This window comes from Bradyrhizobium sp. CW1 (genome assembly GCF_023100665.1).
GTDB lineage: Bacteria > Pseudomonadota > Alphaproteobacteria > Rhizobiales > Xanthobacteraceae > Bradyrhizobium > Bradyrhizobium canariense_D.
The window spans coordinates 7,925,997-7,952,015 of sequence record NZ_CP064684.1 but is presented as its reverse complement, the minus strand read 5'-3'; the positions used below and the strand labels follow the sequence as shown (position 1 = coordinate 7,952,015).

General features: G+C 63.0%; 17 protein-coding genes and 1 pseudogene. 11 read left to right on the top strand and 7 right to left on the bottom strand.

What is annotated here, in order from left to right:
* The first annotated feature begins 76 nt into the window (after window positions 1-76).
* Together IVB54_RS37980 and IVB54_RS37975 are read left to right on the top strand one after the other, a co-directional pair.
* Complete coding sequence (locus IVB54_RS37980; protein WP_018455937.1) at window positions 77-835, top strand: trypsin-like serine protease; 759 nt, start codon at window positions 77-79, stop codon at window positions 833-835.
* A gap of 125 nt (window positions 836-960) precedes the next feature.
* The gene (locus IVB54_RS37975) at window positions 961-2,463 is read left to right on the top strand and encodes an NAD(P)/FAD-dependent oxidoreductase (protein ID WP_204513110.1); all 1,503 of its coding nucleotides are present in this window, start codon (window positions 961-963) and stop codon (window positions 2,461-2,463) included.
* Between the two features lie 213 nt (window positions 2,464-2,676).
* On the opposite strand, the gene IVB54_RS37970 is transcribed toward IVB54_RS37975, so the two are convergent.
* Window positions 2,677-3,606: a response regulator gene (locus IVB54_RS37970; protein ID WP_247375822.1), complete on the bottom strand. Its 930-nt coding sequence runs from the start codon at window positions 3,604-3,606 to the stop codon at window positions 2,677-2,679.
* Window positions 3,590-6,961 (bottom strand): ATP-binding protein, encoded by a 3,372-nt coding sequence (locus IVB54_RS37965; protein WP_018455940.1) that lies wholly within the window; start codon window positions 6,959-6,961, stop codon window positions 3,590-3,592. Before IVB54_RS37965 ends, IVB54_RS37970 begins: the two co-directional genes overlap by 17 nt.
* A gap of 175 nt (window positions 6,962-7,136) precedes the next feature.
* On the opposite strand from IVB54_RS37965, the gene urtA reads away from it, so the two are divergent.
* The 9 genes from urtA (at window position 7,137) to IVB54_RS37920 (ending at window position 18,429) form a co-directional block, all read left to right on the top strand.
* Window positions 7,137-8,396, top strand: coding sequence for an urea ABC transporter substrate-binding protein (gene urtA / locus IVB54_RS37960; protein ID WP_018455941.1), 1,260 nt, complete (start codon window positions 7,137-7,139; stop codon window positions 8,394-8,396).
* A 148-nt stretch (window positions 8,397-8,544) separates the two neighbouring features.
* Window positions 8,545-9,471 (top strand): urea ABC transporter permease subunit UrtB, encoded by a 927-nt coding sequence (gene urtB, locus IVB54_RS37955; protein ID WP_247776998.1) that lies wholly within the window; start codon window positions 8,545-8,547, stop codon window positions 9,469-9,471.
* Window positions 9,472-9,488: 17 nt separating this feature from the next.
* Window positions 9,489-10,628, top strand: coding sequence for an urea ABC transporter permease subunit UrtC (urtC, locus tag IVB54_RS37950; RefSeq protein ID WP_018455943.1), 1,140 nt, complete (start codon window positions 9,489-9,491; stop codon window positions 10,626-10,628).
* 118 nt (window positions 10,629-10,746) lie between these two features.
* Entirely contained in the window at window positions 10,747-11,502 is a 756-nt protein-coding gene (urtD, locus tag IVB54_RS37945) for an urea ABC transporter ATP-binding protein UrtD (protein WP_018455944.1), read from the top strand.
* Between the two features lie 11 nt (window positions 11,503-11,513).
* Window positions 11,514-12,203, top strand: a complete 690-nt coding sequence (gene urtE, locus IVB54_RS37940; protein WP_018455945.1) for an urea ABC transporter ATP-binding subunit UrtE — start codon at window positions 11,514-11,516, stop codon at window positions 12,201-12,203.
* Between the two features lie 27 nt (window positions 12,204-12,230).
* Window positions 12,231-13,460 carry a formamidase gene (fmdA, locus tag IVB54_RS37935; RefSeq protein ID WP_007598072.1) on the top strand — a complete coding sequence of 410 codons (1,230 nt, stop codon included), beginning with the start codon at window positions 12,231-12,233 and terminating at the stop codon, window positions 13,458-13,460.
* 90 nt (window positions 13,461-13,550) lie between these two features.
* Complete coding sequence (locus IVB54_RS37930; RefSeq protein ID WP_018455946.1) at window positions 13,551-13,925, top strand: zinc ribbon domain-containing protein; 375 nt, start codon at window positions 13,551-13,553, stop codon at window positions 13,923-13,925.
* A 40-nt stretch (window positions 13,926-13,965) separates the two neighbouring features.
* A complete protein-coding gene (locus IVB54_RS37925) occupies window positions 13,966-15,006 on the top strand; it encodes an aliphatic amidase (protein WP_018455947.1) in 1,041 nt (346 codons plus the stop codon).
* Window positions 15,007-15,309: 303 nt separating this feature from the next.
* Window positions 15,310-18,429 (top strand): autotransporter domain-containing protein, encoded by a 3,120-nt coding sequence (locus IVB54_RS37920; RefSeq protein WP_247295926.1) that lies wholly within the window; start codon window positions 15,310-15,312, stop codon window positions 18,427-18,429.
* 3 nt (window positions 18,430-18,432) lie between these two features.
* Here IVB54_RS37920 and IVB54_RS37915 read toward each other — a convergent pair whose 3' ends face one another.
* The 5 genes and pseudogenes from IVB54_RS37915 to IVB54_RS37895 form a co-directional block, all read right to left on the bottom strand.
* Complete coding sequence (locus IVB54_RS37915; RefSeq protein ID WP_018455949.1) at window positions 18,433-19,263, bottom strand: MlaD family protein; 831 nt, start codon at window positions 19,261-19,263, stop codon at window positions 18,433-18,435.
* 158 nt (window positions 19,264-19,421) lie between these two features.
* Complete coding sequence (locus IVB54_RS37910) at window positions 19,422-21,641, bottom strand: acetate--CoA ligase family protein (RefSeq protein WP_026233059.1); 2,220 nt, start codon at window positions 21,639-21,641, stop codon at window positions 19,422-19,424.
* A gap of 159 nt (window positions 21,642-21,800) precedes the next feature.
* On the bottom strand, window positions 21,801-22,781 hold the full coding sequence (locus IVB54_RS37905; protein ID WP_085361926.1) for a glycosyltransferase family 2 protein: 981 nt from the start codon (window positions 22,779-22,781) through the stop codon (window positions 21,801-21,803).
* 151 nt (window positions 22,782-22,932) lie between these two features.
* Window positions 22,933-23,502, bottom strand: coding sequence for a class GN sortase (locus tag IVB54_RS37900; RefSeq protein WP_085361925.1), 570 nt, complete (start codon window positions 23,500-23,502; stop codon window positions 22,933-22,935).
* Window positions 23,503-23,691: 189 nt separating this feature from the next.
* Window positions 23,692-25,952, bottom strand: a pseudogene (locus tag IVB54_RS37895) (marine proteobacterial sortase target protein).
* Between the last annotated feature and the right edge of the window lie 67 nt (window positions 25,953-26,019).

Below are 26,019 nucleotides of genomic sequence, written 5' to 3'. Positions count from 1 at the left end.
AGCATGCGCTATCGGCAAGGGCCAGTCCGAAGCCATCCTAATGCTGTCACCGACGTCAACACCAAAGCGTGTTCCCATGAAGAAGCTCGTAACCCTCATTGCGATCGCGCTGCCGCTCGCCACGCCCGCTTATGCCATCGTTGGTGGCGGCACGCCCCAGGCCGATGGCGTCGCGCGCGCCGTCGTCACGATCGTCGGCTCGCGCGGCAATTTCTGTACCGGCACCCTCGTTGCGCCAAAGCTGGTGCTTACCGTCGCCCACTGCGTGCAACCCGGCGCGGACTACAAGATCGTCGATCGCGGCACCGACGGGCAGCCGCAACTGCTGAATGTCCGCACCGTCGCGATCCATCCGAATTTCAACATGCAGGCAATGCAAGCGCATCGCGCTACCGCCGACGTGGCGCTGCTGCAGCTGGAAATTCCACTCAAGGGAAAATCGACGGTGCCCGTCGGCGCGCCGAATATTCCGATCCAAGTCGGCAGCCGCTTCGTCGTCGCCGGTATCGGCGTCACCGTGCGTGGCGAGGGCAAGAGTGGCGGCGCGACGCGTGTTGCCGGCCTCGTCGCGACGGGTCAGCCCGGCACGCTCCAGATCCGGCTGGTCGACCCCGTAACCAACGGTGTTCGCGACGGAATTGGCGCCTGCACCGGCGATTCCGGCGGTCCCGTGTTCGAGGACAAGCCGACCGGATCCGTGCTCGTCGGCGTCATCAGCTGGTCCACGGGGCCGAACGGAGCCGCCGGCTGCGGCGGGCTGACCGGTGTTACGCCGCTCACGCTCTATCGCGACTGGATCTTGCAGACCGCGCGGAGCTGGGGTGCGGCGCTGTGATTTGACCGCGACCCGATCTATGTCATCTTGAAGCGGAAGCGCGATGGGCGACCATGTCCGTCGCGGAGGAAACGCGCCGCCCAACCAAGGGCGGCCACAAAAACAAGCAAGGCATAGAAGCAACAATGAATGTCGCTGTTCGCAGTCACGCCACGGCCAAACAGGCTTCTGAACATTTCGACGTGCTGATCGTCGGCGCCGGCATCTCGGGCATCGGCAGCGCCTATCACATGACCAAGCAGCTTCCGGGTGCGAGCTTCGTCATCCTGGAAACGCAGGCGACGTTCGGCGGCACGTGGACCACGCATCGCTATCCCGGCATCCGCTCCGACAGCGATCTCCACACCTTCGGTTATAGCTTCAAGCCCTGGGTCGGGCCGCCGATCGCGACCGCCGAGGAAATCCTCGCCTACATGAACGAGGTGATCGACGAAAACGATATCGCGCGGCATATCCGCTACAAGCACAAGATCAATTCGGCGAGCTGGTCGAGCGAGCAAAACCTCTGGACTATCGAGGCGGTGACGACCGACACCGGCGAAGCGAAAACATTCACTGCGAACTTCCTCTGGATGTGCCAGGGCTATTACCGCCATTCGGAAGGCTATACGCCGGAATGGAAAGGTACCGATCGCTTCAAGGGCCGCATCGTTCATCCGCAGACCTGGCCTGATGATATCGACCTCGCGAACAAGAAAGTCGTCGTGATCGGCTCCGGCGCGACGGCGGCGACGCTGGTGCCGAACATTGCCGACAAATGCGCGCATGTCACGATGCTGCAGCGTTCGCCGACCTATTTCCGTCTCGGCCGCAACGCCATCGAGATCGCGGAGGAGCTGCGCCGGCTGCAGGTCGACGAGGCCTGGATCCACGAGATCGTTCGCCGCAAGATCCTGTTCGAGCAGGACGCGTTCACCAAGCTTTGCTTGTCAAAACCCGAGCAGGTGAAAAAGGAGCTGATCGGGCAGATCAGCGCAGTGCTCGGTCCGGAGTACGATGTCGACACGCATTTCACGCCGAGCTACCGGCCGTGGCGGCAGCGCATCGCCTTCGTGCCCGATGCCGATCTGTTCAAGGGCATCGCCAGCGGCAAGGCGTCCGTCGTCACCGACGAGATCGAGTTCTTCGTTGAGAACGGCATCCAGCTCAAATCCGGCAAGCTGCTTGAGGCCGACGTCATCGTCACCGCAACCGGCTTCAATCTCGCGGCGCTCGGCGACATCGCCTTCGAGGTCGACGGCAAGCCGCTCGCTTTCGGCGACACCGTCACCTATCGCGGCATGATGTTCACGGGCGTGCCGAACATGGTCTGGGTCTTCGGCTATTTCCGCGCCAGCTGGACGCTGCGCGTCGATCTCGTCGCTGACTTCGTCTGCCGCCTGCTCGGTCACATGAAGGCCAAAGGCAAGAAGAAGGTCGAGGTCAAGTTACGCGCCGAAGACCACAACATGCCGATCCTGCCCTGGATCGATCCGGAAAACTTCAATCCCGGCTACATGATGCGCAACATGGACCTGCTGCCCAAGCGCGGCGACAAGCCGGAATGGCAGCACAGCCAGGATTACTGGACCGAAAAGGACGAGATCCCGAAGACGAATCTGGATGGCGGGGAGTTTGTGTACGGGTGAGGACTAGGCGCTAACCAAGCATTGCAACGTCGTCCCGGCCTAGTGCGCAATTGCGCACGGGGGCCGGGACCCATACAGCGAGGCCTATCGATTGCGGACGGTGCTAGTCCGAACGACTAGTCTTCGCCAAATCACTCCCTGGGGTTATGGGTCCCGGCCTTCGCCGGGACGACACGGTGTGCTGAGTCACATCCCAACTCACTCGGAGCAAGACTACGAATTCCTTCTTGTCGCATTCGTTGCAATCGCCGCAGCCGCGGTCCGGTTCTCGACTCCAAGCTTGGAGTAGATCTGCTCGAGATGCTTGTCGACCGTGCGCGGGCTCAAGCCCAAAATCTGCGCGATGTCGCGGTTGGTTTTGCCCTTGCTGAGCCAGGCCAGCACCTCGCCTTCGCGGGTAGTGAGGCCGAGCTCGCTGGTGAACTCGGGTGGCGGCGCGGTGCCGGATTCCCTGGAGAGCCGCAGCAGGAACTCGTTCGGTGCGGTCTCGCCCATGTAGTACAGCCGGAGCTGAGGATTGTCGGGCAAGGAAGCCGCCTGAGACTTCGAGCTGCCCTTGCCCTTCGCCTGCTCCAGCCATTGCAGCAATGATACCGGCAGGACGAAATCGTCGTCGGCCTGCGCGCCGTGGTGGTCCGCCAGCAGCTTCTGCGCCTGCGGGGTCGCCCACAACAATTTGCCCTGGCGGTTGACCGCGAACAGGAATCGGCCGGAGACATCGAGCGCGGCGCGTGCGCTTTGCGTCAGCCGCGCATTGCCGAGATGAACGCGGATCCGCGCCAGCATCTCCTCGATCACGATCGGCTTGGTCACGTAGTCGACGCCGCCGGCCTCCAGCCCGCGCACGATGTGCTCGGTCTCGGCGAGCCCCGTCATGAATATCACCGGGACATTGGCAAGGCCCGCATCGCGCTTGAGGCGGCGGCAGGTCTCGAACCCGTCCATGCCCGGCATCACAGCGTCGAGCAGCACGATGTCAGGCGTGATTTGGTCGACGATACGCATCGCGGCCGCGCCATCGAGCGCCACCATCACCGTCATCCCGGCGCTGTCGAGCGCGTCGGTGAGCAGCCGCAGCGTCTCCGGGGAGTCGTCAACAACGAGCGCGACGTCGCGCTTTTTCAACTCAGTGCTCATACGCATGCAACGTCTTCAATGTGGCCATGTACTGGCCGAGATCGAAGCGGTCGATCAGCGACCGCATTTCCGCGACGAAGTCGGCATGTTCAGGGTGCTCACTGCCGATCTCGTCCAGCTTCAACTGGATAGCCTTGACGTAGCCGATCTGACCGAGCCCGATCAGAGCCTCGATGTGTCGTACAGGCGGCCGCGAGCCGCTCTCCGGCCGCCACAGCGGCACCGCGATCTCCTCCGAGCCGTATTGCCATTCGACCTTGAGAAGCTGGCGGATACTTTCCAAAAGCCTGGGAATATCGATCGGCTTCATCAGGTAGCCGTCGTGGAAAGGCTGTGCCAGCGGTGTGCCGTGCGCCTCGAGCGCGCTGGCAGACACCATCAGGATGCGCGCCTGATGGTGGCCGCTGGCGCGCAGCGTCTCCGCCACCGTCCAGCCGTCCATGCCAGGCATGGAGATATCGAGCAGGAACAGATCAGGCCGGCAGTGCTGGGCTAGCGCCAGGCAGCCAGGCCCGTCGGGCGCGCTGAGCAGGATGAAGCCGAGTGGGGTCAACACCTCGCGCAGGAGGTCGCGATGCACGGGATCGTCGTCGGTGATGAGGATGGTCTTGCGCGCGCCGTGATAGCCCGAGATCGGGGCCTCCACCGGCGCAATGCGCTGCGGATTGGTGACTTCGGATAGCAGCATCTTGACCTTGAACGTGCTGCCGCTGCCGACCGTGCTCAAGACCTTGATGTCGCCGCCCATGACGCCGGCGAGCAACCGGCTGATGGTGAGGCCCAGCCCCGTGCCGGTCTGCGGCTGCGAGACACCGAGCGCGCCACGTTCGAAAGGTGCGAAGATGCGTTCGAGATCGTCGCCCTGGATGCCGGGGCCGGTGTCGATCACCTCGAACTCCGCGACCGGGCTGCGATAGTGCACCACGAACTGCACACTGCCGACCTGGGTGAATTTGATCGCGTTGGACAGCAGATTGATCAGCACCTGGCGCAGCCGCTTCTCGTCGGCATAGACCACGACCGGCAAATGCGCCGGCCGCCTGAACACGAAGTCGATGCTCTTGGCCGCGGCCTGAAGGCGGAACATGCCGACGAGCTGGTCGAGGAATTCGGTCAGGCGCACCTCGTCGCGCGACAGGTACAGCCGCCCCGCCTCGATCTTGGAGATGTCCAGAATGCCGTCGATCAGGCCGGAGAGGTGATCGGCGCTGCGGCGGACGACGCGGACCTGGTCGCGCGGCTTGGTGTTGAGCGTGGTGTCCTGCTCCAGGAGTTGGGCATAGCCGCTGATCGCATTCAGCGGCGAGCGCAGCTCGTGGCTCAGGCCCACCACGTAGCGGCTCTTGGCGAGGTTGGCGGATTCTGCGATTTCCTTGGCGCGCTGGAGCTCGGCATCGGTGCGCTTGTGGGCGTCGATCTCCTGAATCAGCAGCGTGGTCTGGCGTCGGGTCTCGGCCTCGGCGGCCCGTCGGCTCTGCTGCGCCAGCACGAACAGCCAGGCCACCACGCCGATGATGATGCTGAGCGAGAAGAACACCTTCCAGAGCACGTTGGAGACGAGCATGTTCTCGCCAGGCACGCTGACCGAGCTCTGGAGGTAAATCAGCCCCAGCACCAGCGCGACGAGGCCCGCGGAGACCACGAACACACCGATGTAGTGGCCGAACTGCGAGTTGATCCGCTGATAGATCGCCTGCGGCAAGATCCTGGCGAGTGCGTCGGCGAACTGCACCTGCGCGCGCGCATGCGGTTTGCACAAATCGTGGCAGCGCGCATCGAGCGAGCAGCATAGCGAGCAGATCGGGCCGGCATAGGCAGGACAGGAGGTCATGTCCTCCGGCTCGAAATGGTGCTCGCAGATGCAGCACTGGATCGATTCGATGTTGGCCCAACTCCTCTTCGGCTTGCGCGCGATGTAATATTTTCCGTCGGTGAGCCAGGCGATGACGGGCGCGGTGACGAAGGCGACCGTCAGCGCGACGAAGGCCGCGAGCGCTTTCATGGTCGAGCCGAACAGGCCGTAGAATGCCGCGATCGAGACGATGGTCGCGATCGTCATCGCGCCGACGCCGACCGGGTTGATGTCGTAGAGATGGGCGCGCTTGAACTCCATCTGCGGCGGGCGCAGGCCGAGGGGCTTGTTGACCACGAGATCAGAGACCAGCGCACCGACCCAGGCGATCGCGACATTGGAGTAGAGCGCGAGCGTCTGCTCCAGCGCCTTGTAGACGCCGATCTCCATCAGCAGCAAGGCCACCATCACGTTGAACACCAGCCAGACGACCCGGCCCGGATGGCTATGAGTGAGACGCGAGAAGAAGTTCGACCAGGCGATCGAGCCTGCATAGGCGTTGGTGACGTTGATCTTGAGCTGCGACAGGATCACGAACGCGCCGGTGAGTGCCAGAGCCATGTCCGGCTGCGACAACACGTAGCGAAACGCCTCGAGATACATGTGCGCAGGCTCGGCCGCCAGCTCGCTGGAGAGGCCGTGGCTCAGCGCGAAGAAGGCGAGAAACGAGCCCAGCAGCAATTTCAGCGCGCCGAAGATGATCCAGCCGGGCCCCGCGATCAGCAGGGCGGCCCACCACGACGTTCGCGAGGTGCGGCGGTCGCGCGGCAGAAACCTGAGGAAGTCGACCTGCTCGCCGATCTGAGCCACCAGCGAAAACACCACGGAGGATGCTACGCCGAACAGCAGTAGATCGAAATGTCCGCTGGGGTCGCCGTGCTCGCCGGCGAATTTGCGCCATTCCGTGAACGAGTAAGGGTTGGCCCAGGCGATCGCCGCGAAGGGCAGGATGTGCAGGATGATCCAGATCGGCTGCGTCCAGAGCTGGAAGCGGCTGATCAGCGTGATGCCGTAGGTGACAAGCGGGATGATCGCGACCGCGCTGATGAGATAGCCGATCGGGCGCGGAATGCCGAAGCACATCTCGAGCGCCGTGGCCAGGATCACCGCTTCGATCGCGAAGAAGATGAAGGTGAAGGAGGCGTAGATCAGCGACGTGACGGTCGAGCCGATATAACCGAAGCCGGCGCCGCGGGTGAGCAGGTCAATGTCGATGCCGCATTTGGCGGCATAATAGGCAATCGGGACGCCGCAGCAGAAGATGATGATGGAGACGACGAGGATCGCGGCGGTGGCGTTGGTAACCCCGTAATTCAGGGTGATGGTGCCGCCGATCGCCTCAAGCGCGAGAAAGGAGATGGCGCCCAGGGCAGTGTTGGCGACGCGGGCAGCGGACCACCGGCGCGCGCTCTTGGCGGTGAAGCGCAGCGCGTAGTCTTCCAGCGTCTGGTTGGCGACCCATTGGTTGTACTGGCGCCTGACGCGATCTATTCGCTGCCGCCCTGCCACTTCAGCCCCCACTCCTACTCCCGAACGCGCCGGACCCCCTCGCAAAATCCGTACCAAAAGCCTACGTCGTCATTTTGCGGTGCAGTATACGCGATCTTGCGTATGCTTGCAGTGCACAAATTCGAGCCATCCTCACGGCACCAATCGCGTGTCCTCGAACAACAGTGGGGTGCTCATGTCAGACGAAGCGAACAAGGGCCTGTTATCGCCGCTCCGGCGCAAATTATTGATGGGAATGGCGGCCGTGCCGGCCATCACCATGCTACCGCGAGCATCTTTTGCGCAGGCCCCAGCGACCTCGGCAGTCAACACCACGGGTCTCGCGGTCACCGACACCGAGGTGACGGTCGGCATCCTGCATTCGGCGACCGGCACCATGGCCATCTCCGAGACCGGCTCGATCGAAGCCGAAAAGCTTGCCATCGAGCAGATCAATGCCATGGGCGGCGTGCTCGGTCGCAAGATCAAGTTCATCCAGGAAGACGGCGCCAGCGACTGGCCGACCTTTGCCGAGAAGGCCAAGAAGCTGCTGGTCAACGACAAGGTCGCGGCGATCATGGGCTGCTGGACCTCGGCGTCCCGCAAGGCCGTGCTGCCCGTCATGGAGCAGTACAACGGCATGCTCTATTACCCGACCTTCTACGAAGGTCTCGAGCAGTCCAAGAACGTGATCTACACAGGTCAGGAAGCCACTCAGCAGATCCTCGCCGGCCTGAACTGGATCGCCAAGGAGAAGGGCGCCAAGTCGTTCTTCTTCATCGGCTCCGACTACATCTGGCCGCGCACCTCGAACAAGATTGCGCGCAAGCATGTCGAGAACGTGCTGAAGGGCAAGGTGGTCGGCGAAGAGTATTATCCGCTCGGCAATACGCAGTTCAATTCGGTCATCAACAAGATCAAGCTGACCAAGCCCGACGTGATCTTCACCGACGTCGTCGGCGGCTCGAACGTCGCGTTCTACAAGCAGCTCAAGGCGGCCGGCATCGACCTCTCCAAGCAGGCGCTGCTCACGATCTCGGTGACCGAAGACGAGATCGACGGCATTGGCGGCGAGAACATCGCGGGCGCCTATGCCTGCATGAAGTACTTCCAGTCGCTCGACAATCCGAACAACAAGACCTTCGTTCCTGCGTTCAAGAAGATGTGGGGCGAGAAGACCGTGATCGGAGACGTCACCCAGGCTGCCTATCTCGGACCGTGGTTGTGGAAGTTGACGGTGGAGAAGGCGGGCTCCTTCGACATCGACAAGATCGCCGCGGCGTCGCCGGGCATCGAGTTCAAGGGCGCTCCGGAAGGCTATGTGCGCATCCACGAAAATCATCACCTCTGGTCGAAGACCCGGGTGGGACGCGCCAAGCTCGATGGCCAGTTCGAACTGATCTACGAGACCGCCGATCTGGTCGAGCCGGATCCGTTCCCCAAGGGCTACCAGTAAGACGAGATCTATCAGTTAGTCACGGCGTTCGTCGCCGTTTCCCTCTCAGGCAAAACCTCTCCCTGGCGTGGACCGCAAATCCACGCCCAAGACCCCCGCGTCGCGAACCTGCTCGCGACGCGGGACCCTTTCCCGACGGAGGACATCGATGTTCGGCGACTACTCGCTTGGTGACCTTGGCTCCATCTTCGTCATGCAGGGCTTTGCAGGACTGATCCTGTTCTCCGTCTACGTCCTGATGGCGCTGGGTCTTGCGATCATCTTCGGCCAGATGGGCGTCATCAACATGGCCCATGGCGAGTTCATGATCCTTGGGGCCTACGTCACCTGGATGACCTCGAGCTTCTTCCAATCCTATTTGCCGAGCCTGTTCAGCGGCTATTTCTTCCTCGCGATGATCCTGGCCTTTGTCGCATCCGGTGCGTTGGGGATGCTGGTGGAATGGGTGCTGATACGGCATCTCTACAAGCGCCCGCTCGACACGCTGCTCGCGACTTGGGGCCTCAGCCTGATCCTGCAACAGGCCTATCGCTCCGTGTTCGGCGCGCGCGAGGTCGGCGTCGAGCTGCCGCAATGGATGCTCGGCTCGCTGCACGTGACCGACAGCATCGAAGTGCCGATCAACGGCGTCTTCGTGATGTGCCTCACCGTCCTGATCACTGTCGGCGTCGCCTACGTGATGTACAAATCGCGCTGGGGTCGACAGGTGCGCGCCGTCGTGCAGAACCGCATCATGGCCGGTGCCGTCGGCATCAACACCGAAAAGGTGGATCGCTACACTTTCGGCCTCGGCTGCGGCATTGCCGGTGTCGCTGGGAGCGCCTTCACCATGATCGGCTCGACCGGGCCGACCTCCGGACAGCTCTACATCGTCGATACGTTCCTGGTGGTCGTGTTCGGCGGCGCGGCAAGCCTGCTCGGCAGCATCGCATCGGCCTTCTCAATCTCGCAGACCCAATCCACCCTCGAGTTCTTCCTGTCGGGCTCGATGGCTAAGGTGCTGACGCTGCTTGCCGTTGTCGGAATCCTGATGCTGCGGCCGCAGGGTCTCTTCGCCCTCAAGGTCCGCAAATAACAAGAAGCAGGCAAGTCATGGTCATCAACTCACGCTTCTTCAATCGATCCGAGCTCATGGGCTTCCTCGTGCTGGCCGCCGTGCTGTTCGTGATCCTGCCGCTCTCGCTGGATGTGTTCCGTCTCAACCTCGTCGCGAAGTATCTGACCTACGCCTTCGTCGCGCTCGGTCTCGTGCTGTGCTGGGGCTACGGCGGCATTCTCAGTCTGGGGCAGGGCGTGTTCTTCGGCCTCGGCGGCTATTGCATGGCGATGTTCCTCAAGCTGGAGGCCTCCAGCGTCGAAAATACCAAAATCCAGTCGACGCCAGGCATCCCGGACTTCATGGACTGGAATCAGATCACGTCACTGCCACTGTTCTGGCAGCCGTTTCACAGTCTCGCCTTCACCATCCTCGCCATCATCTTGGTCCCCGGCATCTTCGCGCTGATCATCGGCACTGCGATGTTCAAGCGGCGCGTGGGCGGCACCTACTTTGCCATCATCACCCAAGCGGTGGCGGCCATCCTCACCATCCTGATCGTGGGCCAGCAGGGCTACACCGGCGGCATCAACGGCATGACCGACCTGCGCACCCTCAAGGGATGGGACATCCGGCCCGACCACGCCAAGGTCATCTTGTACTTCGTCGAAGTGGTGCTGCTGTTCGCCTGCATCGGCATCGCGCAGTTCATCCGCCTGACCAAGCTCGGCCGCATCCTGGTGGCTATGCGCGAACAGGAGGACCGCGTCCGCTTCTCCGGCTACAGCGTCGCCAACTTCAAGATCTTTGCGTTCTGTATGGCCGCGGTTTTCGCCGCGATCGGCGGGGCCATGTTCGCGCTCAATGTCGGTTTCATGTCGCCGTCCTTTGTCGGCATCGTGCCGTCGATCGAGATGGTGATCTACACCGCGGTCGGCGGACGGATGTCGATCTTTGGCGCGATATGGGGGGCCATTCTGGTGAACTTCGCCAAGACCAGCCTGTCGGAATCCTTTCCGCAACTCTGGCTGTTTGGTCTCGGCGCGCTGTTCATCGCGGTCGTGCTCGCTTTCCCGAACGGCCTGTCGGGGCTCTGGGCCGACTATGTGCAGCCGCGCGTCGACCGCCTTTTCGCCTCGCGCAAGAAGCCGGGCTGGAGCGACAATTCGGTTGCCGACGGCGCACCAGCAGAGTGAGGAGACCATCATGCTCGTCGGTCATCACGATGCCGATGCCATGCTGGCAGTGAGGAGATAGGTCATGCTCGTCGGTCATCGCGATGCCGATGCCACGCTGGCAGTGAGGAGATAGATCATGCTCGTCGGTCATCAGCCCAAGGAATTCCTGCTCGCGGTCTCCGGGCTGACGGTTTCCTTCGACGGCTTCAAGGCCGTCAACGATCTCTCGTTTTACGTCGAGGAGAACGAGATCCGCGTCATCATCGGCCCCAATGGGGCCGGCAAGACCACGGTGCTTGACCTGATCTGCGGCAAGACCAAGGCGACCGAAGGCTCGATCCAGTTTCGCGGGACCGAGCTGACCAAGCTGAAGGAGAACGAGATCGTCAAGGCCGGCGTCGGCCGCAAGTTCCAGACGCCGTCGGTGTTCGAAGACCTCACCGTGTTCGAGAATCTCGAGATCTCGTTTCCGCGCGGCCGCACCGTATTCGGCTCACTCACGTTCCAGCGTGACCAGCTGGTGAGGTCACGCGTCGGAGAGGTTGCCGAGATGATCTTCCTCAAGGACAAGCTCAACACCTATGCCTCCGAGCTCAGTCATGGCCAGAAGCAATGGCTCGAGATCGGCATGCTGCTGATTCAGGATCCTGACCTGCTCATGCTGGACGAGCCCGTCGCCGGCATGAGCGTGTCCGAACGCACCAAGACCGCCGAGCTGCTCAACCGCATCATCAAAAACCGCTCGGTGCTCGTGATCGAGCACGACATGAAGTTCGTCGAGGACATCGCGCACAAGGTCACCGTGCTTCACCAGGGCCAGATCCTCTCGGAAGGCACCATGGAAAAGGTGAAGAACGATCCCAAGGTCGTCGAAGTTTATCTCGGTCACTAAGGAGCGCGACGATGCTGGCTATTTCTGATCTTCACGTCGCCTACGGCCAGAGCGAGGTGCTGCACGGGCTCAACGTCAAAGTCGCGCCCAACGAGATCGTGGCGATCATGGGTCGCAACGGCATGGGCAAGACCACGCTGATGAAATCGCTGATGGGGATCCTGCCGGCCAAGAGTGGCTCGGTGACCATGGACGGCGCCGAGCTCGGCAGCCTGCCGAGCTACGAGCGGGTGGCCAAGGGGCTCGCCTATGTGCCGCAAGGCCGCATGATCTTTTCTACCATGACGGTGAAGGAGAACATCGAGACCGGCCTCGTGGTCTCCGGCGGAACCGAAGTGCCCGGTGACATCTACGAACTGTTTCCGGTGCTGCTGGAGATGAAGGACCGCCGTGGCGGCAATCTCTCCGGCGGCCAGCAGCAACAACTCGCGATCGCTCGTGCGCTGGCGACCAAGCCAAAAGTGCTGCTGCTCGACGAGCCGACCGAAGGTATCCAGCCGTCGATCATCAAGGAGATGGCGCGCACGCTCAAGCACATCCGCGACGAGAAGGGGCTTTCAATCGTCGTGTCCGAGCAGGTCCTGAGCTTCGCGCTCGATATCGCCGACCGTGTGCTGGTGATCGAGAACGGCGAGATCGTCCGTGATGATCCGCGCGGCGCCGTCGATGCCGCACAGGTCTCGAAATATCTGTCCGTCTAACCAACCGTGTAAAAGGGGAGCCTCTCGATGCCAGAGACACTGATCAAGGTCGATCTCACCAAGTCGGCCTATGAAAATGACATGGTGCATAACCGCTGGCACCCCGACATTCCGATCGTGGCCTGGGTCAATCCCGGCGACGACTTCATCATCGAGACTTATGACTGGACCGGCGGTTTCATCAAGAACAACGATTCCGCCGACGACGTGCGCGACATCGATCTGTCGATCGTGCACTTCCTCTCCGGCCCGATCGGCGTCAAGGGCGCCGAGCCCGGTGACCTCCTCGTCGTCGACCTGCTCGACGTTGGCCCGATGAAGGAGAGCATGTGGGGCTTCAACGGCTTCTTCTCCAAGCAGAACGGCGGCGGATTTCTTACGGATCATTTCCCGCTGGCGCAGAAGTCGATCTGGGACATCAAGGGTCTCTACACCTCGTCGCGGCATATTCCGGGCGTCAACTTCGCCGGCCTGATCCATCCCGGCCTGATCGGCTGTCTCCCCGATCCGAAGATGCTGGACACCTGGAACAAGCGCGAGGCCGAGCTGATCGCAACCAATCCGACCCGTGTGCCCGGCCTCGCCAATCCGCCGTTCGCGCCGACCGCTCATGGCGGCCGCGCCAAGGGCGAGGTCAAGGACAAGATCGGAGCCGAAGGCGCGCGCACCGTGCCGCCGCGGGAGCATGGCGGCAATTGCGACATCAAGGACCTTTCGCGCGGCTCGAAGATCTACTTCCCGGTCTACGTGCCCGGCGCCGGTCTCTCGATGGGCGATCTCCACTTCAGTCAGGGCGACGGCGAGATCACCTTCTGCGGTGCGATCGAGATGGCCGGCTGGCTGCATCTGAAGGTCGAGGTGATCAAGGACGGCATGGCGAAGTACGGCGTCAAGAATCCGATCTTCAAGCCGTCGCCGATCACACCGAACTACAAGGACTATCTGATCTTCGAAGGCATCTCGGTCGACGAGGCCGGCAAGCAGCACTATCTCGACGTCACCATCGCCTACCGCCAGGCCTGCCTGAATGCGATCGAATATCTGAAGAAGTTCGGCTACTCCGGCGCCCAGGCCTATTCGATCCTTGGTACGGCACCGGTTCAGGGGCACATCTCCGGCGTCGTCGACGTGCCCAATGCCTGTGCCACATTATGGCTGCCGACGGAAATCTTCGACTTCGACGTGATGCCGTCCTCGGCAGGTCCGATCAAGCACATCAAGGGCGATATCCAGATGCCGATATCGCCGGACAAGTAATCCCTGCGCGACCGGATGCGAGACGGCGTATCTGCCGCCCCGCATCCGCCGCGACAGTTCTCTCACAGACAACAGCGTAGGGATGATGCGATGCCGGTCTATGAATATCTCTGTGACGATTGCGGTCCGTTCAAGGATATGCGCCCGATGGCCGAATGCGACGATCCGCAAGCCTGTCCGCAATGTGAAATCATGGCGCCCCGCGTGATTCTGACCGCCCCGAACTTCTTCTGCATGCCGTCGGAGACGCGCAAGGCTCACGCCGCCAACGAGCGCAGCACGCACGCGCCGCAGACGCTGGCGCAATACAAGGCCTCGCATGGCCCCGGTTGCGGCTGCTGCTCCACGGGCAAGAATTCGTCAAAGAACGCGCCGGATAAGAACAAGCCGGCGCGGCTGGTGACCAAGACCAGGAGCGGTGCCAAGGGTTTTCCCACCGCGCGGCCCTGGATGATCAGTCACTGATTCACGCGGCAATCTCAAACAGAGTAGAGGAGCAATTCAAATGCTTCACGGTGACATCTCCAGCAGCAACGACACCGTCGGCGTCGCGGTGGTCAACTATAAGATGCCGCGCCTGCACACCAAGGCCGAGGTGCTCGACAGCGCCCGCAAGATCGCCGACATGGTGGTGGGCATGAAGACCGGCCTTCCCGGCATGGACCTGGTGATTTTCCCGGAATACTCCACCCAGGGCATCATGTACGACTCCAAGGAGATGTATGAGACCGCTTGCGCGGTGCCCGGTGAAGAGACCGCGATTTTTGCGGAGGCCTGCCGCAAGGCCAAGGTGTGGGGCGTGTTCTCGCTCACCGGCGAGCGCCACGAGGAGCATCCGCACAAGGCGCCCTACAACACCCTGATCCTGATGAACGACAAGGGTGACATCGTGCAGAAGTACCGCAAGATCATGCCGTGGGTGCCGATCGAGGGCTGGTATCCCGGCAATTGCACCTATGTCTCCGACGGCCCGAAAGGGATGAAGGTCAGCCTGATCATCTGCGACGACGGCAACTTCCCGGAGATCTGGCGCGACTGCGCCATGAAGGGGGCCGAGCTGATCGTGCGCTGCCAGGGCTACATGTATCCGGCCAAGGAGCAGCAGATCCTGATTTCAAAAGCGATGGCATGGGCCAACAATGTCTATGTCGCGGTCGCCAACGCTGCCGGCTTCGACGGCGTCTATTCTTACTTCGGTCACTCCGCGATCATCGGTTTCGACGGCCGCACCCTCGGCGAGTGCGGCGAGGAGGACTACGGCATCCAATATGCCCAGCTGTCGAAGCATCTGATCCGCGATGCGCGCCGCAACGGCCAGTCGCAGAACCATCTCTACAAGCTGGTCCACCGCGGCTACACCGGCATGATCAATTCCGGCGAAAGCCCGCGCGGCCTCGCCGTCTGCCCCTATGATTTCTACAAGAACTGGATCGCCGATCCCGAAGGCACCCGGGACATGGTCGAGGCGATGACGCGCGCGACGCCCGGTACCGCCGAATGCCCGATCGACGGCATCCCGAATGAAGCGGCGCCCACCAATTACTAAGCCGTTGCCCAAATCAGTGTGTGTGAAGGCGTGCCGCTCGCTCCCGTTGGGACGCGGCGCCGCCCCAGATGATCAGTCATTGATGTGAACGACGGTCAATACTGCGACCGAACCGCACACGCAAACGTCGTGGATCGACCAGGCTGCGCCGGAAAAGCGTGCCTCTGGTGCAACATGGTCCGCTGAATCAGTCCGGTTTTGCTGTCCCCCAGCGATTCCGCCGATTCCGTAGTTCCACGGAGGGGCCCGGCGGCCTAGTTTGCCGGCGGCGCCGCTGGGGAGCGCTGGACTGAGGGCATCAAAGTGGAATTTGGGCCGCCGAAGGCTGGTCGGATTGGGCTGCGCCTTGCCGCGGTCGCTTCGTCTGTCGTGGCGGTCGTTCTCAGCCTCGGCCTATCGGCGACACCTGCGCAGGCGGACTGCGCGCCCGACCCGGCGGCAAGCGGGCAGACCGTCACCTGTAGCGGCACCGATGCCGACGGCTTTGCGGCAAGCGGCGGCGTCACCAATCTGACCGTAAATGTGCTGACTGGCGCCAGCGTCAACGATAACGGCACGGCGGCGATCAACGTCAATGACACCAACGTCATCACTAACAACGGCACGGTGGCGGCGGGCTCGGGCCTCACCGGCATCAATGGCGGCAATTCGAACACCGTGACCAACAACGGCGCCATCACGGTGCTTGATAACGGCCTCGGTATCTCCGCGCTCGATCACAACATCATCATCAATGCCGGGACCGTCACCACCGGCGACCACGGCAGCGCGATCTCGGTAGGAAACAACAATAGCGTTAGCAACAGCGGTGCGCTGTCCATCGGCGCGTCGGGCGCGGGCATCTTCGCGGTCCAGAGCAACACGATCACCAACGCCGCGACGGGCACGATCACCGGACTCGATGATTCAATCGGGATTTTCGCTTCGTTCGGTGGCACGACCGTGACCAATGCAGGCGCGATCAAGGTCGGCGATTCCTCCGGCTTCTCCGGCGGCATCGTTGCGACCATGGATAACAACACGGTCACCAACACCGCCACCGGCACGATTTCGGTCGGGCAGGGTGCCGCTGGCATCTTTATGCAGGGTAGTTTTCAAATCGTCAGCAATTTCGGCGCAATCACGGCCGGCGACTTTGGTGCCGGCATCGCCTTGTTCGGTGATGACGCCAAGGTCACCAATAGTGGCTCGATCAAGTCGGGCGATGGCACGTCCGCCGGCATTGCGGTGCAGGGCAATCGGGTCGCGATCAACCAAAACGGGACGATCAGCGTGGGTCTGGGCGGTGCGGGCATCGCGTTTACGGGCCTGTCCTCCACGATCAGCAACAATGGACGGATCACAGGGGCCGATTTCGCCGAGGGCATCGTAGCTCTCGGTGATTCCAACACCATCATCAACAGAGGTACGATCACGGTCGGCGATTCCGGCTTCGGCATCGACGTGAGCTCGTTCACAACGACAAACCACGTTGTCAATACCGGAACCATCACCGTCGGTGCTGGCGGCGTCGGCATCAGCGTGAGCGGCGGGGCCAACGTCTTCAACTCCGGGACCATCAACGCTGCGGCCGGAATCGCTGCAATCGAGTTTTGTGTCTGCGGCCCCAACACGCTGACGCTAGGACCCGGCAGCATCATCAACGGCCTGGTGCTCGGCACTGGCGTCGACACGTTCCAGCTCGGAGGCATCGGCAAGGATACGTTCAACCTCGACCTGATCGGTCCCCTTCTTCAGTATGACGGCTTCTCGACCTTCAACAAGGTCGACAATTCGACCTGGACGGTGACCGGCACGGGTAATCAGGACTGGAACGTGCTGGGCGGCACGCTCACGCTGGCCGGCACCATCAATGGCAATGTGAGTGTCGCGGCCGGCGGCACGTTCGGTGGCGTCGGCACGGTCGGAAGCTCCATCTCCGTCAACGGCGGTACGCTAGCACCGGGCAGTCCCACCGGGACGCTCAACGTGTCCGGTGATCTCTCGTTTACGTCGGCGTCGCACTACATGGTGCAGGTCTCGGGCACCAGCAACGGCGTCGCGGTCGTCACGGGAACGGCGACGCTCGCCGGCGCCACGGTCGTCGTCGTACCGACCGGCTCGATCGCGAAGCACTACACGATCCTGAACGCGGGCACGCTGCCCGACAGCTTCAATCCGGTCGTCGCGGGTTTGTCATCGAACCTGCATGCGACCCTGAGCTACGACCCCAACAACGTCTTCCTGGATCTCGCGCTGGGCTATGGCGGCGGCCTCAATATCAACCAGCAGAATGTCGCCAACATTCTGACGCACTACTTCGACAACACCGGCAGCCTTCCCGTGGTGCTGGCGAATCTCTCGCCGACGGGACTGACGCAAGCCTCCGGCGAATCAGGGACGGGATCGCAGCAGACGACGTTCAATGCGATGAACCAATTTATCGGCTTGTTGACCGACGTCTTCAGCGCGGGACGCGGCGGCGCACCGGGCGCGACGCCCTATGCCGACGAGACGAACGCGACTGCCTATGCCGCGACCCGCAAGAACGCGAACGAAGCCCTTGCTTCGATCTACCGCAAGGCACCGCCGCTGACATTCGAGCAGCGCTGGGACGTCTGGGCCGCCGGCTATGGCGGCTCGCAGGCCACTGACGGCAATGCGGCGCTTGGCTCGAACAACGCCACCAGCAGCGTGTACGGCACGGCGGTTGGTCTGGATTATCGCTTCTCGCCGTCGACGATCGTAGGTTTTGCGCTCGCCGGCGGCGGCACCGGCTTCAATGTCACCGGGCTCGGCTGGGGCCGCTCGGATTTGTTCCAGGCCGGCGCCTTCGTGCGTCACAACGCAGGACCGGCCTATGTCACGGCCGCGCTGGCCTATGGCTGGCAGGACGTCACGACCAATCGCATCGTCACCGCCGCCGGCGTGGATCAATTGCGTGCGCAGTTCAACGCCAACGCGCTCTCGGGCCGTGTCGAGGGCGGCTATCGCTATGCCTGGCAGTGGATCGGCCTCACCCCCTATGCGGCGCTCCAGGCCACCGTGTTCAGCCTTCCGAGCTATTCGGAGTTCGCTGTGGTCGGCAGCAACGTCTTCGCGCTGAATTATGCCGCCAAGGACGTGACCAGCACCCGCACCGAACTCGGCCTGCGCGCGGACAAGTCCTTTGCCGCAGCCGGCGGCCTGATAACCTTGCGCGGCCGCGTCGCCTGGGCGCATGACTACAATCCGGATCGCACCATCGGTGCGGTCTTCCAAACGTTGCCGGGATCGGCGTTCGTGGTGAACGGCGCCGCCCAAGCACACGATTCCGCGCTGACCACAGCGGCGGTGCAGATGAGCTGGATGAACGGCTGGTCTGCGTCGGCGACTTTCGAGGGCGAGTTCTCGAACGTCACCCGCTCTTACGCCGGCAAGGGCGTCGTCCGCTACGCGTGGTAGGCGCTACCGTTTCTGCTGCGCCGGCTTCCGGGGCGGTCGCGGAGCGGCGGCCGGCGTGGGTGTCCCGCTCATCTTGTTGGCGGCTTCGCTGACGTCGAGCAGCGAGCGACGGATGTCATCGAGGAAGTTCGCCGATTTCTTTTTCATGGTGTCGGCGAGTTCGTGCAATCCCTGGATCTTTTCGAACAGCTCATCCGCCTTGCCGTCGGCAAAGCCGGGCACCACGCCTTCGATCTTTGTGACCGCCTTGTCGAAGCCCGCGAAGGCGCTGTCGACCCTGGCCATGACGGAATCGATTTCGCCGCCCTTGCTCCGGAGATCGGCGGTGTAGTTCTCGAACGTGCGCAGGCCTTCCTTGATCGCCGGGGCGTTGCTGACGATCGTACGGTCGACGCTATGCAGGGTGTCGACGATCGATTCGGCATCGCTGAGATCGGCGGTCAGCACGGGGACGCCGTCCGAGTCCAGCGGCACTGGCGGCGCCGAGGGCGCGCCGCCGATCAGCGAGACCGCGGCGACGCCGGTGAGGCCCTGGAACTCGATGCCCGCGACGGTGTCCTTGCGTATCGGCGCGGTATTGTCGAGCATCACCAGGGCCACGACCTTGCGCGGATTGTCCAGCTTGATCGACAGGATTTGGCCGGCGGGGACGCCATCGAAATTGACCGGTCCGCCGCGGCGCAATCCGCTGGCGGAGCCCCCCTCGAATACCACGCGCAACTGGCTGCGGCTCTGGAGGGTGCGCCATTTCTGCACGCCGAGCACGCCGCCGAACGCCACGGCGATCACCGCCAGCGTCGCCGTTCCGATCACCAGATTGCTCGCGCGTGCCATGCGGGATGATTTTACGGCCAAAGCGGGGAAGTTGGAAGGATGATGGCGTGGCCGCAATAATAGGATGGGCGAGTTAGGGAAGCGTAACCCGCCACTTCCTCTCGCGTTTTGTCGCAAGGATTGGCGGATTACGCTGCGCTAAACCGCCCTCAGCGACATCAATGCCCGGCGGTGTTCTTGGCCGCAGCATTGTTCAGCACGATCAGGGCATCGACGGCGACGCCTGTTTTGGCATTGATCAGGAACGGATTGACGTCGATCGAGGCGATCCGGTCGCCAGCATCCGCGATCAGGTTGGACAGGCCGACCAGCGCCTTCACCGCGGAGGCCTCGTGCAAGGCCGGTTTGCCCCGATAGCCGCGCATCTTGATACCGGCCTTGGTGCGGCCGATCAGGAGTCGAGCCTCAGCCTCGTCCAGCGGCGCGCCGGCGAGCGCGACGTCCTTCATCAGCTCGATGTCGATGCCGCCAGTGCCGAACAGCACGACCGGGCCCATCTCGGCATCGAGGGAGGCGCCGACCACCAGTTCCAGATCTGCCTTCACCTGTTGCGCGATCAGGATGCCGTCGAGCTTCGGCTTGCCCTTCAGCTTGCTCAGCCGCGCGGTGATGTCGGCGAACGCCTTCTTCACCGCGGCCGGGTTGTTGAGATTCAGCACCACGCCGCCGATATCTGATTTGTGCAGGATCTCGGCGCTGACGACTTTGGCCACGACGGGGAAGCCGATCTGCTTGGCGATCTTCACGGCCTCGGCTGCCGTCTGTGCGATTGCCTCCTTCGAGATCGGGATGCCATAGGCCTTCAGCAGCTTCTTGGAGGCGACCTCGTCGAGCGCGGCGCCAATTGCCGATTTCAGCGCCTTCTCAAGCACGGCGCGCGCTGCAGGCTTCGAGCTGGAGACGATATCAGGCACTTCCTTGCGCAGCTTGGCGTAGTCGAGCAGCGACTTGATCGCAGTCACCGCGCGATCCATGCCCTGCATGACCGCGAGATGCGGCAGCGACTTGCGCAAGGTCTTGGTGAACTCCGTGAAGCCGATCGACATCGCGCTGATATAGATCACCGGCTTGCCGGCCCGGCTCGCCATCTCGTCGACGATGCGCAGATTGCGCTCGCGCAGCTCGTGCGGCGCTTTCGGCAGCTCGGCATCGATGATGACGATGTCGATATCGGGGTCGTCGATCATCAGCCCGATCGATTTCATGTAGACGGAGGGATCGACCACCGCGGCAAAGCCGGCGTCGAGCGGGTTGCCGACGATCGAGCCCGGCCCGAGCATCTTTGCCAGCTCCGAGCCGACATGCGAGCTGAGTGGTGCAAAATTCAGGCCTTCTGCATCGAAGGCGTCGATCAGCATGCCGCGCTTGCCGCCGGATAGCGTCACTGCGGCGAGCCGGTCGCCCCTGGGCACTGCGGCGTGGACGAAACATTCGGTGGTCTCGATCAGCTCGTCGAGCCCGCCGACCCTGATGACCCCTTCGCGCGTTGCAATGGCGTCGAAGGTCTCGATCGAGCCCGCGAGCGCGCCGGTATGTGCCATCGCCGCCGCGCGGCCGCCCTCGGACGCTCCGAGCTTGAGCGCGATCACCGGTTTGCTCGCGGCGCGCGCCGCCTTGCAGGCGTCCCGGAATGCCTTGGTGTTGCGCACGCCTTCGAGGTAGACCACGATCACCTTGATGCTTGGGTCCTCGGCGAAATAGCGCATCAGGTCCGGCGTCTCGAGCCCTGCCTCGTTGCCGGTCGTCACCATGTAGCCGACCCCGACGCCGCGATCTTCCAGGGCCTGGCGGATCGCCATGACGATGGCGCCGGATTGCCCGGCAATCGCCACCGCGCCCTGTTCCATGGTGACGATACGGTCGTCGATATTGGTGAAGAGCTTTTCGCCCGCGCTCAAATTGCCGAGGCAGTTCGGGCCGGTGACCGCCAATCCCGTCTCGCGCACGGCCGCTTGCAGTTCGGCGGCGAGCTTCTGGCTTTCCTCGTCCTGCAACTCGCTGAAGCCCGAGGTGACGATGGTGGCCGAGCGCGCGCCGGCCGCGGCGGCATCGCGGATCACCTGCACGGCAAAGCGCGCCGGCACCAGCACCAGCACGTGGTCGGGCTTCTCCGGGAGGCTTGCAAAGTCCTTGTAGCAGGGGACACCCCAGATGGTGTCGCGCTTGGAATTGACGGGATAGAGCCCGCCCTCGTAGCCGTATTTGACCAAATTGTTCCAGATGCGCTCGGCATAGTTGCCGGGCTTGTCGGTCGCGCCCACCAGCACGATGTTGCGCGGATGCAGCATGGCGTGGATGCCCTTGACGATGTCGCTGGCATCGGGCGGCGGAGACCATGGGCGCGATGAAGCTGAGGCGGCAGATACGCGAGCTTCCATGGTGTGACCTCACCTGTTGTTCTTGTTGGCGGTGCGTCACTCTGTTCTATGGCGAGTTCTTCGGACTGGCAACCACGTGGGCGGGTATGCCGTGCGGTGGAATGAGCGCGCGCCAAGCCCTGGTGATCGACATTTTGGGATCACTGCTCGCGCCGTGGTTCAGTATCGCAGGATGCCGAGCTTGTAGGCGTAGTGATAGGCCAGCTGCTTCGCCAGATAAGGAGCGATGGCGCGCCGGATCTGCATCTGTGTCGGTTCGAAGCCGAGAATGCGTCGCCGCAGGATGCCCATCTCCCTGACGCCGACCGCATAGGTCGATGCCGTCTTTTGTGCGTCATGGATTCGGAAGCAGGCGAGAAATCGCGGCAAGCGTGCAAATTTGAATCCTGCGGCTTGCGCCCGCAGGATGAAGTCCCAGTCCATCGCGTAGTGTAAGCTCTCGTCGATCGGCCCGATCCTGTCCCATACGCGCTTGCGCCAGAACATCGTCTCTTGCGGAATGTAGTCGGCATATCGCAACGCCTTGCCGTCATGAGGCGGCAGCACGGCGCGGCCGACCTCGAGTCCCTCGCGATCGATGAAGACGCGATGGCCGTAGACGACGTCGACACGCGGATGTGCGATGAAGTAATTTGCGACATACGCAAGTGTCCCGGGCAGCAGCACGTCGTCGCTGTTGAGATAGGCCATGATCTCGCTCTCGGCGCCGACGAAGCCGAGATTGATGGCGCTGGATTGCCCCTTGTCCGGTTCGCTGCTCCAGCTCAGGCTATCGCCGCGCCTCTTCAGGAGATCGAGCGTGCCGTCGATCGAGGCGCCGTCCTGCACGTGATAATACAGGTCCGGATAGTTCTGGCTGACGATGCTGTCGATCGTGGCGCCGAGATATTGCGCATGGTTGTAGCTCGGAGTGACCATCGCGATTCTGGGCGCGCCCGGATGGATCGCAGGAGCTCGCGGGAAAGCCGTCAGGTTGAGCAGGCGCGGCGGATATTGCTCGAAGGTCCACATCGGCGGGCGGCGCCAGAGGCTCCGAAGCGAGGAGCGTCTTTGCCCGGCGGCGATAAGATCCTGGTTCCTCTCCAGGAGCGCGACGCGGCTTTCCAGCTGTTCGAGACGCTGCCTGAACTCCTCATCCATCACCGTCTTCTCGCAAATTACAGCGGAAATGCTCAATAGGCCATTCTGATGGGTCTGCGGTCGACGGCGCCGGTTCAGGGGTTCCATCGAGCGGCATTGTCCCTACAGGTCGGGCGGATTCAAGAGGGGGGTGCGGATCGATTGCGAACCGCTATTCATCAGTGCCGATCAGGGTAGCATGCAGGATGTAGCGCTCGGGGCCGGACGCGACGGCGTTGAACGGCCAGCAGGTCGCGAGCACGAGTTCGGCTGCCCGTGCCGCAGGATCGATCCCCGAGGCATCGAAGCGAACCACAGCGGAGGAATCCGCGCGAAAACGAAAGTGCTTGCCATCACTGCGTGTGACGTCGATCAGGTCACCAATGGCGACATTCCGCAGGAAACGGAAATGAGTGTCGCGGTGCGCTGCATATACGGCAACGCCCCGCTCGCCCGCGTCAGCCGTTTGGCGGATATGGCCGGGCCCGAAAGCGAGCGCCTGGCCGCTCGCGCCTTCCAGTACGATCGCGCGGGCGCCGATCCGCCTCACCTCGATTCGCGCAACCGGCCAAGTATCGGCCCATGACCATGGCCTGACCACCTCGCCGGTCGCAACGCTCTGGTCGAATGCGCGCTCCAGCAGCACCTGCGCGAGCCATGCTTTGGCATGGATGTAGGCGCCGTCGCCGAACAGGATGATGCCGATCAGGGCGAGAGCGAGGGGAGAGATGATGCGCGGCATTGTACTAATTCCCGTCATTGCGGGGAGCGAAGCGACGAAGCAATCCAGACTGTCTCCGTGGATGAGTTTCTGGATGCTTCGCTTGCAATGACGAAGGTGAGAGGGCGAGTTCAAAAAGGCGCGCGCGGCCGTTGGTGTGTGGGACGGGCAGCCGCGCGCGCTAACAGAGGAGTTCGGGGGGCTCCTCTCTCAAGCGGCGTCAGTGAGCAAGGACTGACGCCGCTTGAACACGAACAGGATCAGGGCGAGCACGACCAAGATCAGGCCTGCGGTCATTTTCAGCTCGGCCGAGGTCGCGGTCTTGGGCAGGCGGATCGCATCCGGTGCAGCGGGCGTCGGTCGCCTCGTGGCCGGCTGGTTGCGTGCATCGGCGTGACGCTCGCGGAGCTGCGCTGGGACCTGCTGTCGTTCGCCAAAGACCTTCGCGAAATCCCAACCGGCCGGCAGGTTGATCGGCAATTCGCTGGGCTTGAGCGGCTCGCCTTCGGGACGGCTCGGCGTCTTGTCGACCGCGACGAGGCTGGTGAGCCGCGTGACGATCTGATGGTCGAGCGCCAGTGCCAGGATTGCCTTGTCCGAGTCTTCGGGCGTCATTTCGCGCAGGGTGCGCGCCACTTCGGCATCGGCGATCTTGCGCTTGGCCCAAAGCTTCGACAGGCCGTTGCCTTCGGCCGTATTTTGCAGCGGCAGCGTCACCGACCATGGGCGGTCACCGACGCGGCCCTTGATTTCGACCGAGCCCGCAAGCGTGTCGAGCTTTGCCGCCAGCACCAGCGGCTCGTCGCGATAGACGTCGGGAATGATCGTCGGTGTGACGTCGGCCTTCGCTTCGGAGAACTTTACGCTCAGCCCGGTCACGGCCGGGTTCTCGAGCTTGGCAAACAGGCCGCGCATGCGCTCCTCGACCTGCTCGACGGAGCCGATATGGGTGAAGGCACCGCGGCCGAGCTCGGCGGCGCGCGTCATCAGATAGGTGTTGGGCGCCGACCCGATGCCGACCATGAACACGCGCGAGCGGCCGCGCATCGCCGTGATCGTTTCGAACAATTGCTGCTCGTTGCCGATCGCACCGTCGGTCAGGAATACGACCTGGCGAACCATGCCGGCGTCGCCAAGCTTGTCGGTCAGCGCGGCCCGCATCGCCGGCACCATCTCGGTGCCGCCACGCGCCTGCAGCGCGCTGACGAACGAGGTGGCTTCACCGACACGCTCGGCATCCGCCGCGACGGAGACCGGAAACAGCACGTCCATGGTATCGTCGAAACGGATGACGTTGAAACGGTCGGTCGGCTGGAGACGGGAGAGCGCGTAGGTGAGGCTCGCCTTGGCCTGAACGATCGACGTGCCGCCCATCGAGCCGGAATTGTCGATCACGAATATCACCTCGCGCGGCCGCGGCTTCTGCGTCGCCTGCTCGGCGGCGGGCGGGGTGACAAAGGCAAGCAAATAATCGGCGTCGCCGACGCGCTCGCGAAATAAGCCGACCGACGGCGCCTTCACGGCCGCTGGCTTCCAGGTCAGTTCGAAATCGCGGTCGGCAGCCACGGCACCGTCGGCAAGCGAGACGATTCGCATCGTATTGTCCGGGCTCGCGACCTTGACGTTATGATGGGGGCTCGTGACTCGCCGAGCGCAAAGCCGGCGTTCAGACGCACCGTGATGCTGGTCGGATTGACCGGTGCATTCCTGGCGGGATCCAGCACGGGCGGCGAGATGCGGTCGCGGTCCGGCACCGGGTCCGAGTTGGTCGCGCCCCAGCCGGAGCCATCGTTGCGGAAATCGACGCTCTGGACGATCGGCGCCGGATTGTAGCGCGGCCCGACCACCAGCGGCAGGCGCAGCGAATATTCGTTGCCGGATTGATGCACCGGCTCCTGATATTCGATCTGCACCAGCACGGTTTCGCCAGGGCCGATATTGGCGACCGAGTTGGTGAAGATGTTCGGCCGCTCCTGCTCGGTGAGCGCGGCCTTCTGGCCGGCGCGGCGCGCCTCTTCGTAGATCATGCGCGCCTGTTGCCGCTCCTTGATGTCCCCGACGATGACGCGGTTGCCGACCACCATCTTCAGCGAATCGACGGCGCCGTCCGCGGGGAGCGGATAGACATAGGTCGCCTCGACCCAGTCCTTCGTCGGGTTGCGAAAGATTTGGGTGACTCGTGCTCGCAGTGTCGGGCCCGACACCGTGATGTCGACGTCGATGCCGAGGCGGATCGCTTCCGTGTAGGCGCCATCCTCCTTGAGGAGGAGAGAACCGGATTTGGCATCGCCGGGCTGGAGCAGGCTGGCCTGCTCCGTCGTCGCCGACCAGCCCGGCTCGAAGCTCACCAGCAGGGCCACGAAGGCGACCAGCATCACCGCGATGCCCTGCGCCAGAAGGAACAGTCCGACCACGATCAGTCTGCCCAGCCAAGGGTGTTCGTTGCTGTCCGTCGTGTCAAAAGTATCCATTTGGCCTGCTCCCGAGCATGTTTGCTGGCCCCGAGCATCCGCCGGGACGGCCCGATTTCGCGAGCAG

Bases quoted from the DNA above. Each gene is read 5' to 3' on its own strand.
- IVB54_RS37980 (WP_018455937.1), top strand. From the start codon at position 77: ATGAAGAAGCTCGTAACCCTCATTGCGATCGCGCTGCCGCTCGCCACG.
- IVB54_RS37975 (WP_204513110.1), top strand. From the start codon at position 961: ATGAATGTCGCTGTTCGCAGTCACGCCACGGCCAAACAGGCTTCTGAA.
- IVB54_RS37970 (WP_247375822.1), bottom strand. From the start codon at position 3,606: ATGCGTATGAGCACTGAGTTGAAAAAGCGCGACGTCGCGCTCGTTGTT.
- urtA (WP_018455941.1), top strand. From the start codon at position 7,137: ATGTCAGACGAAGCGAACAAGGGCCTGTTATCGCCGCTCCGGCGCAAA.
- urtB (WP_247776998.1), top strand. From the start codon at position 8,545: ATGTTCGGCGACTACTCGCTTGGTGACCTTGGCTCCATCTTCGTCATG.
- urtC (WP_018455943.1), top strand. From the start codon at position 9,489: ATGGTCATCAACTCACGCTTCTTCAATCGATCCGAGCTCATGGGCTTC.
- urtD (WP_018455944.1), top strand. From the start codon at position 10,747: ATGCTCGTCGGTCATCAGCCCAAGGAATTCCTGCTCGCGGTCTCCGGG.
- urtE (WP_018455945.1), top strand. From the start codon at position 11,514: ATGCTGGCTATTTCTGATCTTCACGTCGCCTACGGCCAGAGCGAGGTG.
- fmdA (WP_007598072.1), top strand. From the start codon at position 12,231: ATGCCAGAGACACTGATCAAGGTCGATCTCACCAAGTCGGCCTATGAA.
- IVB54_RS37930 (WP_018455946.1), top strand. From the start codon at position 13,551: ATGCCGGTCTATGAATATCTCTGTGACGATTGCGGTCCGTTCAAGGAT.
- IVB54_RS37925 (WP_018455947.1), top strand. From the start codon at position 13,966: ATGCTTCACGGTGACATCTCCAGCAGCAACGACACCGTCGGCGTCGCG.
- IVB54_RS37915 (WP_018455949.1), bottom strand. From the start codon at position 19,263: ATGGCACGCGCGAGCAATCTGGTGATCGGAACGGCGACGCTGGCGGTG.
- IVB54_RS37910 (WP_026233059.1), bottom strand. From the start codon at position 21,641: ATGGAAGCTCGCGTATCTGCCGCCTCAGCTTCATCGCGCCCATGGTCT.
- IVB54_RS37905 (WP_085361926.1), bottom strand. From the start codon at position 22,781: ATGGATGAGGAGTTCAGGCAGCGTCTCGAACAGCTGGAAAGCCGCGTC.
- IVB54_RS37900 (WP_085361925.1), bottom strand. From the start codon at position 23,502: ATGCCGCGCATCATCTCTCCCCTCGCTCTCGCCCTGATCGGCATCATC.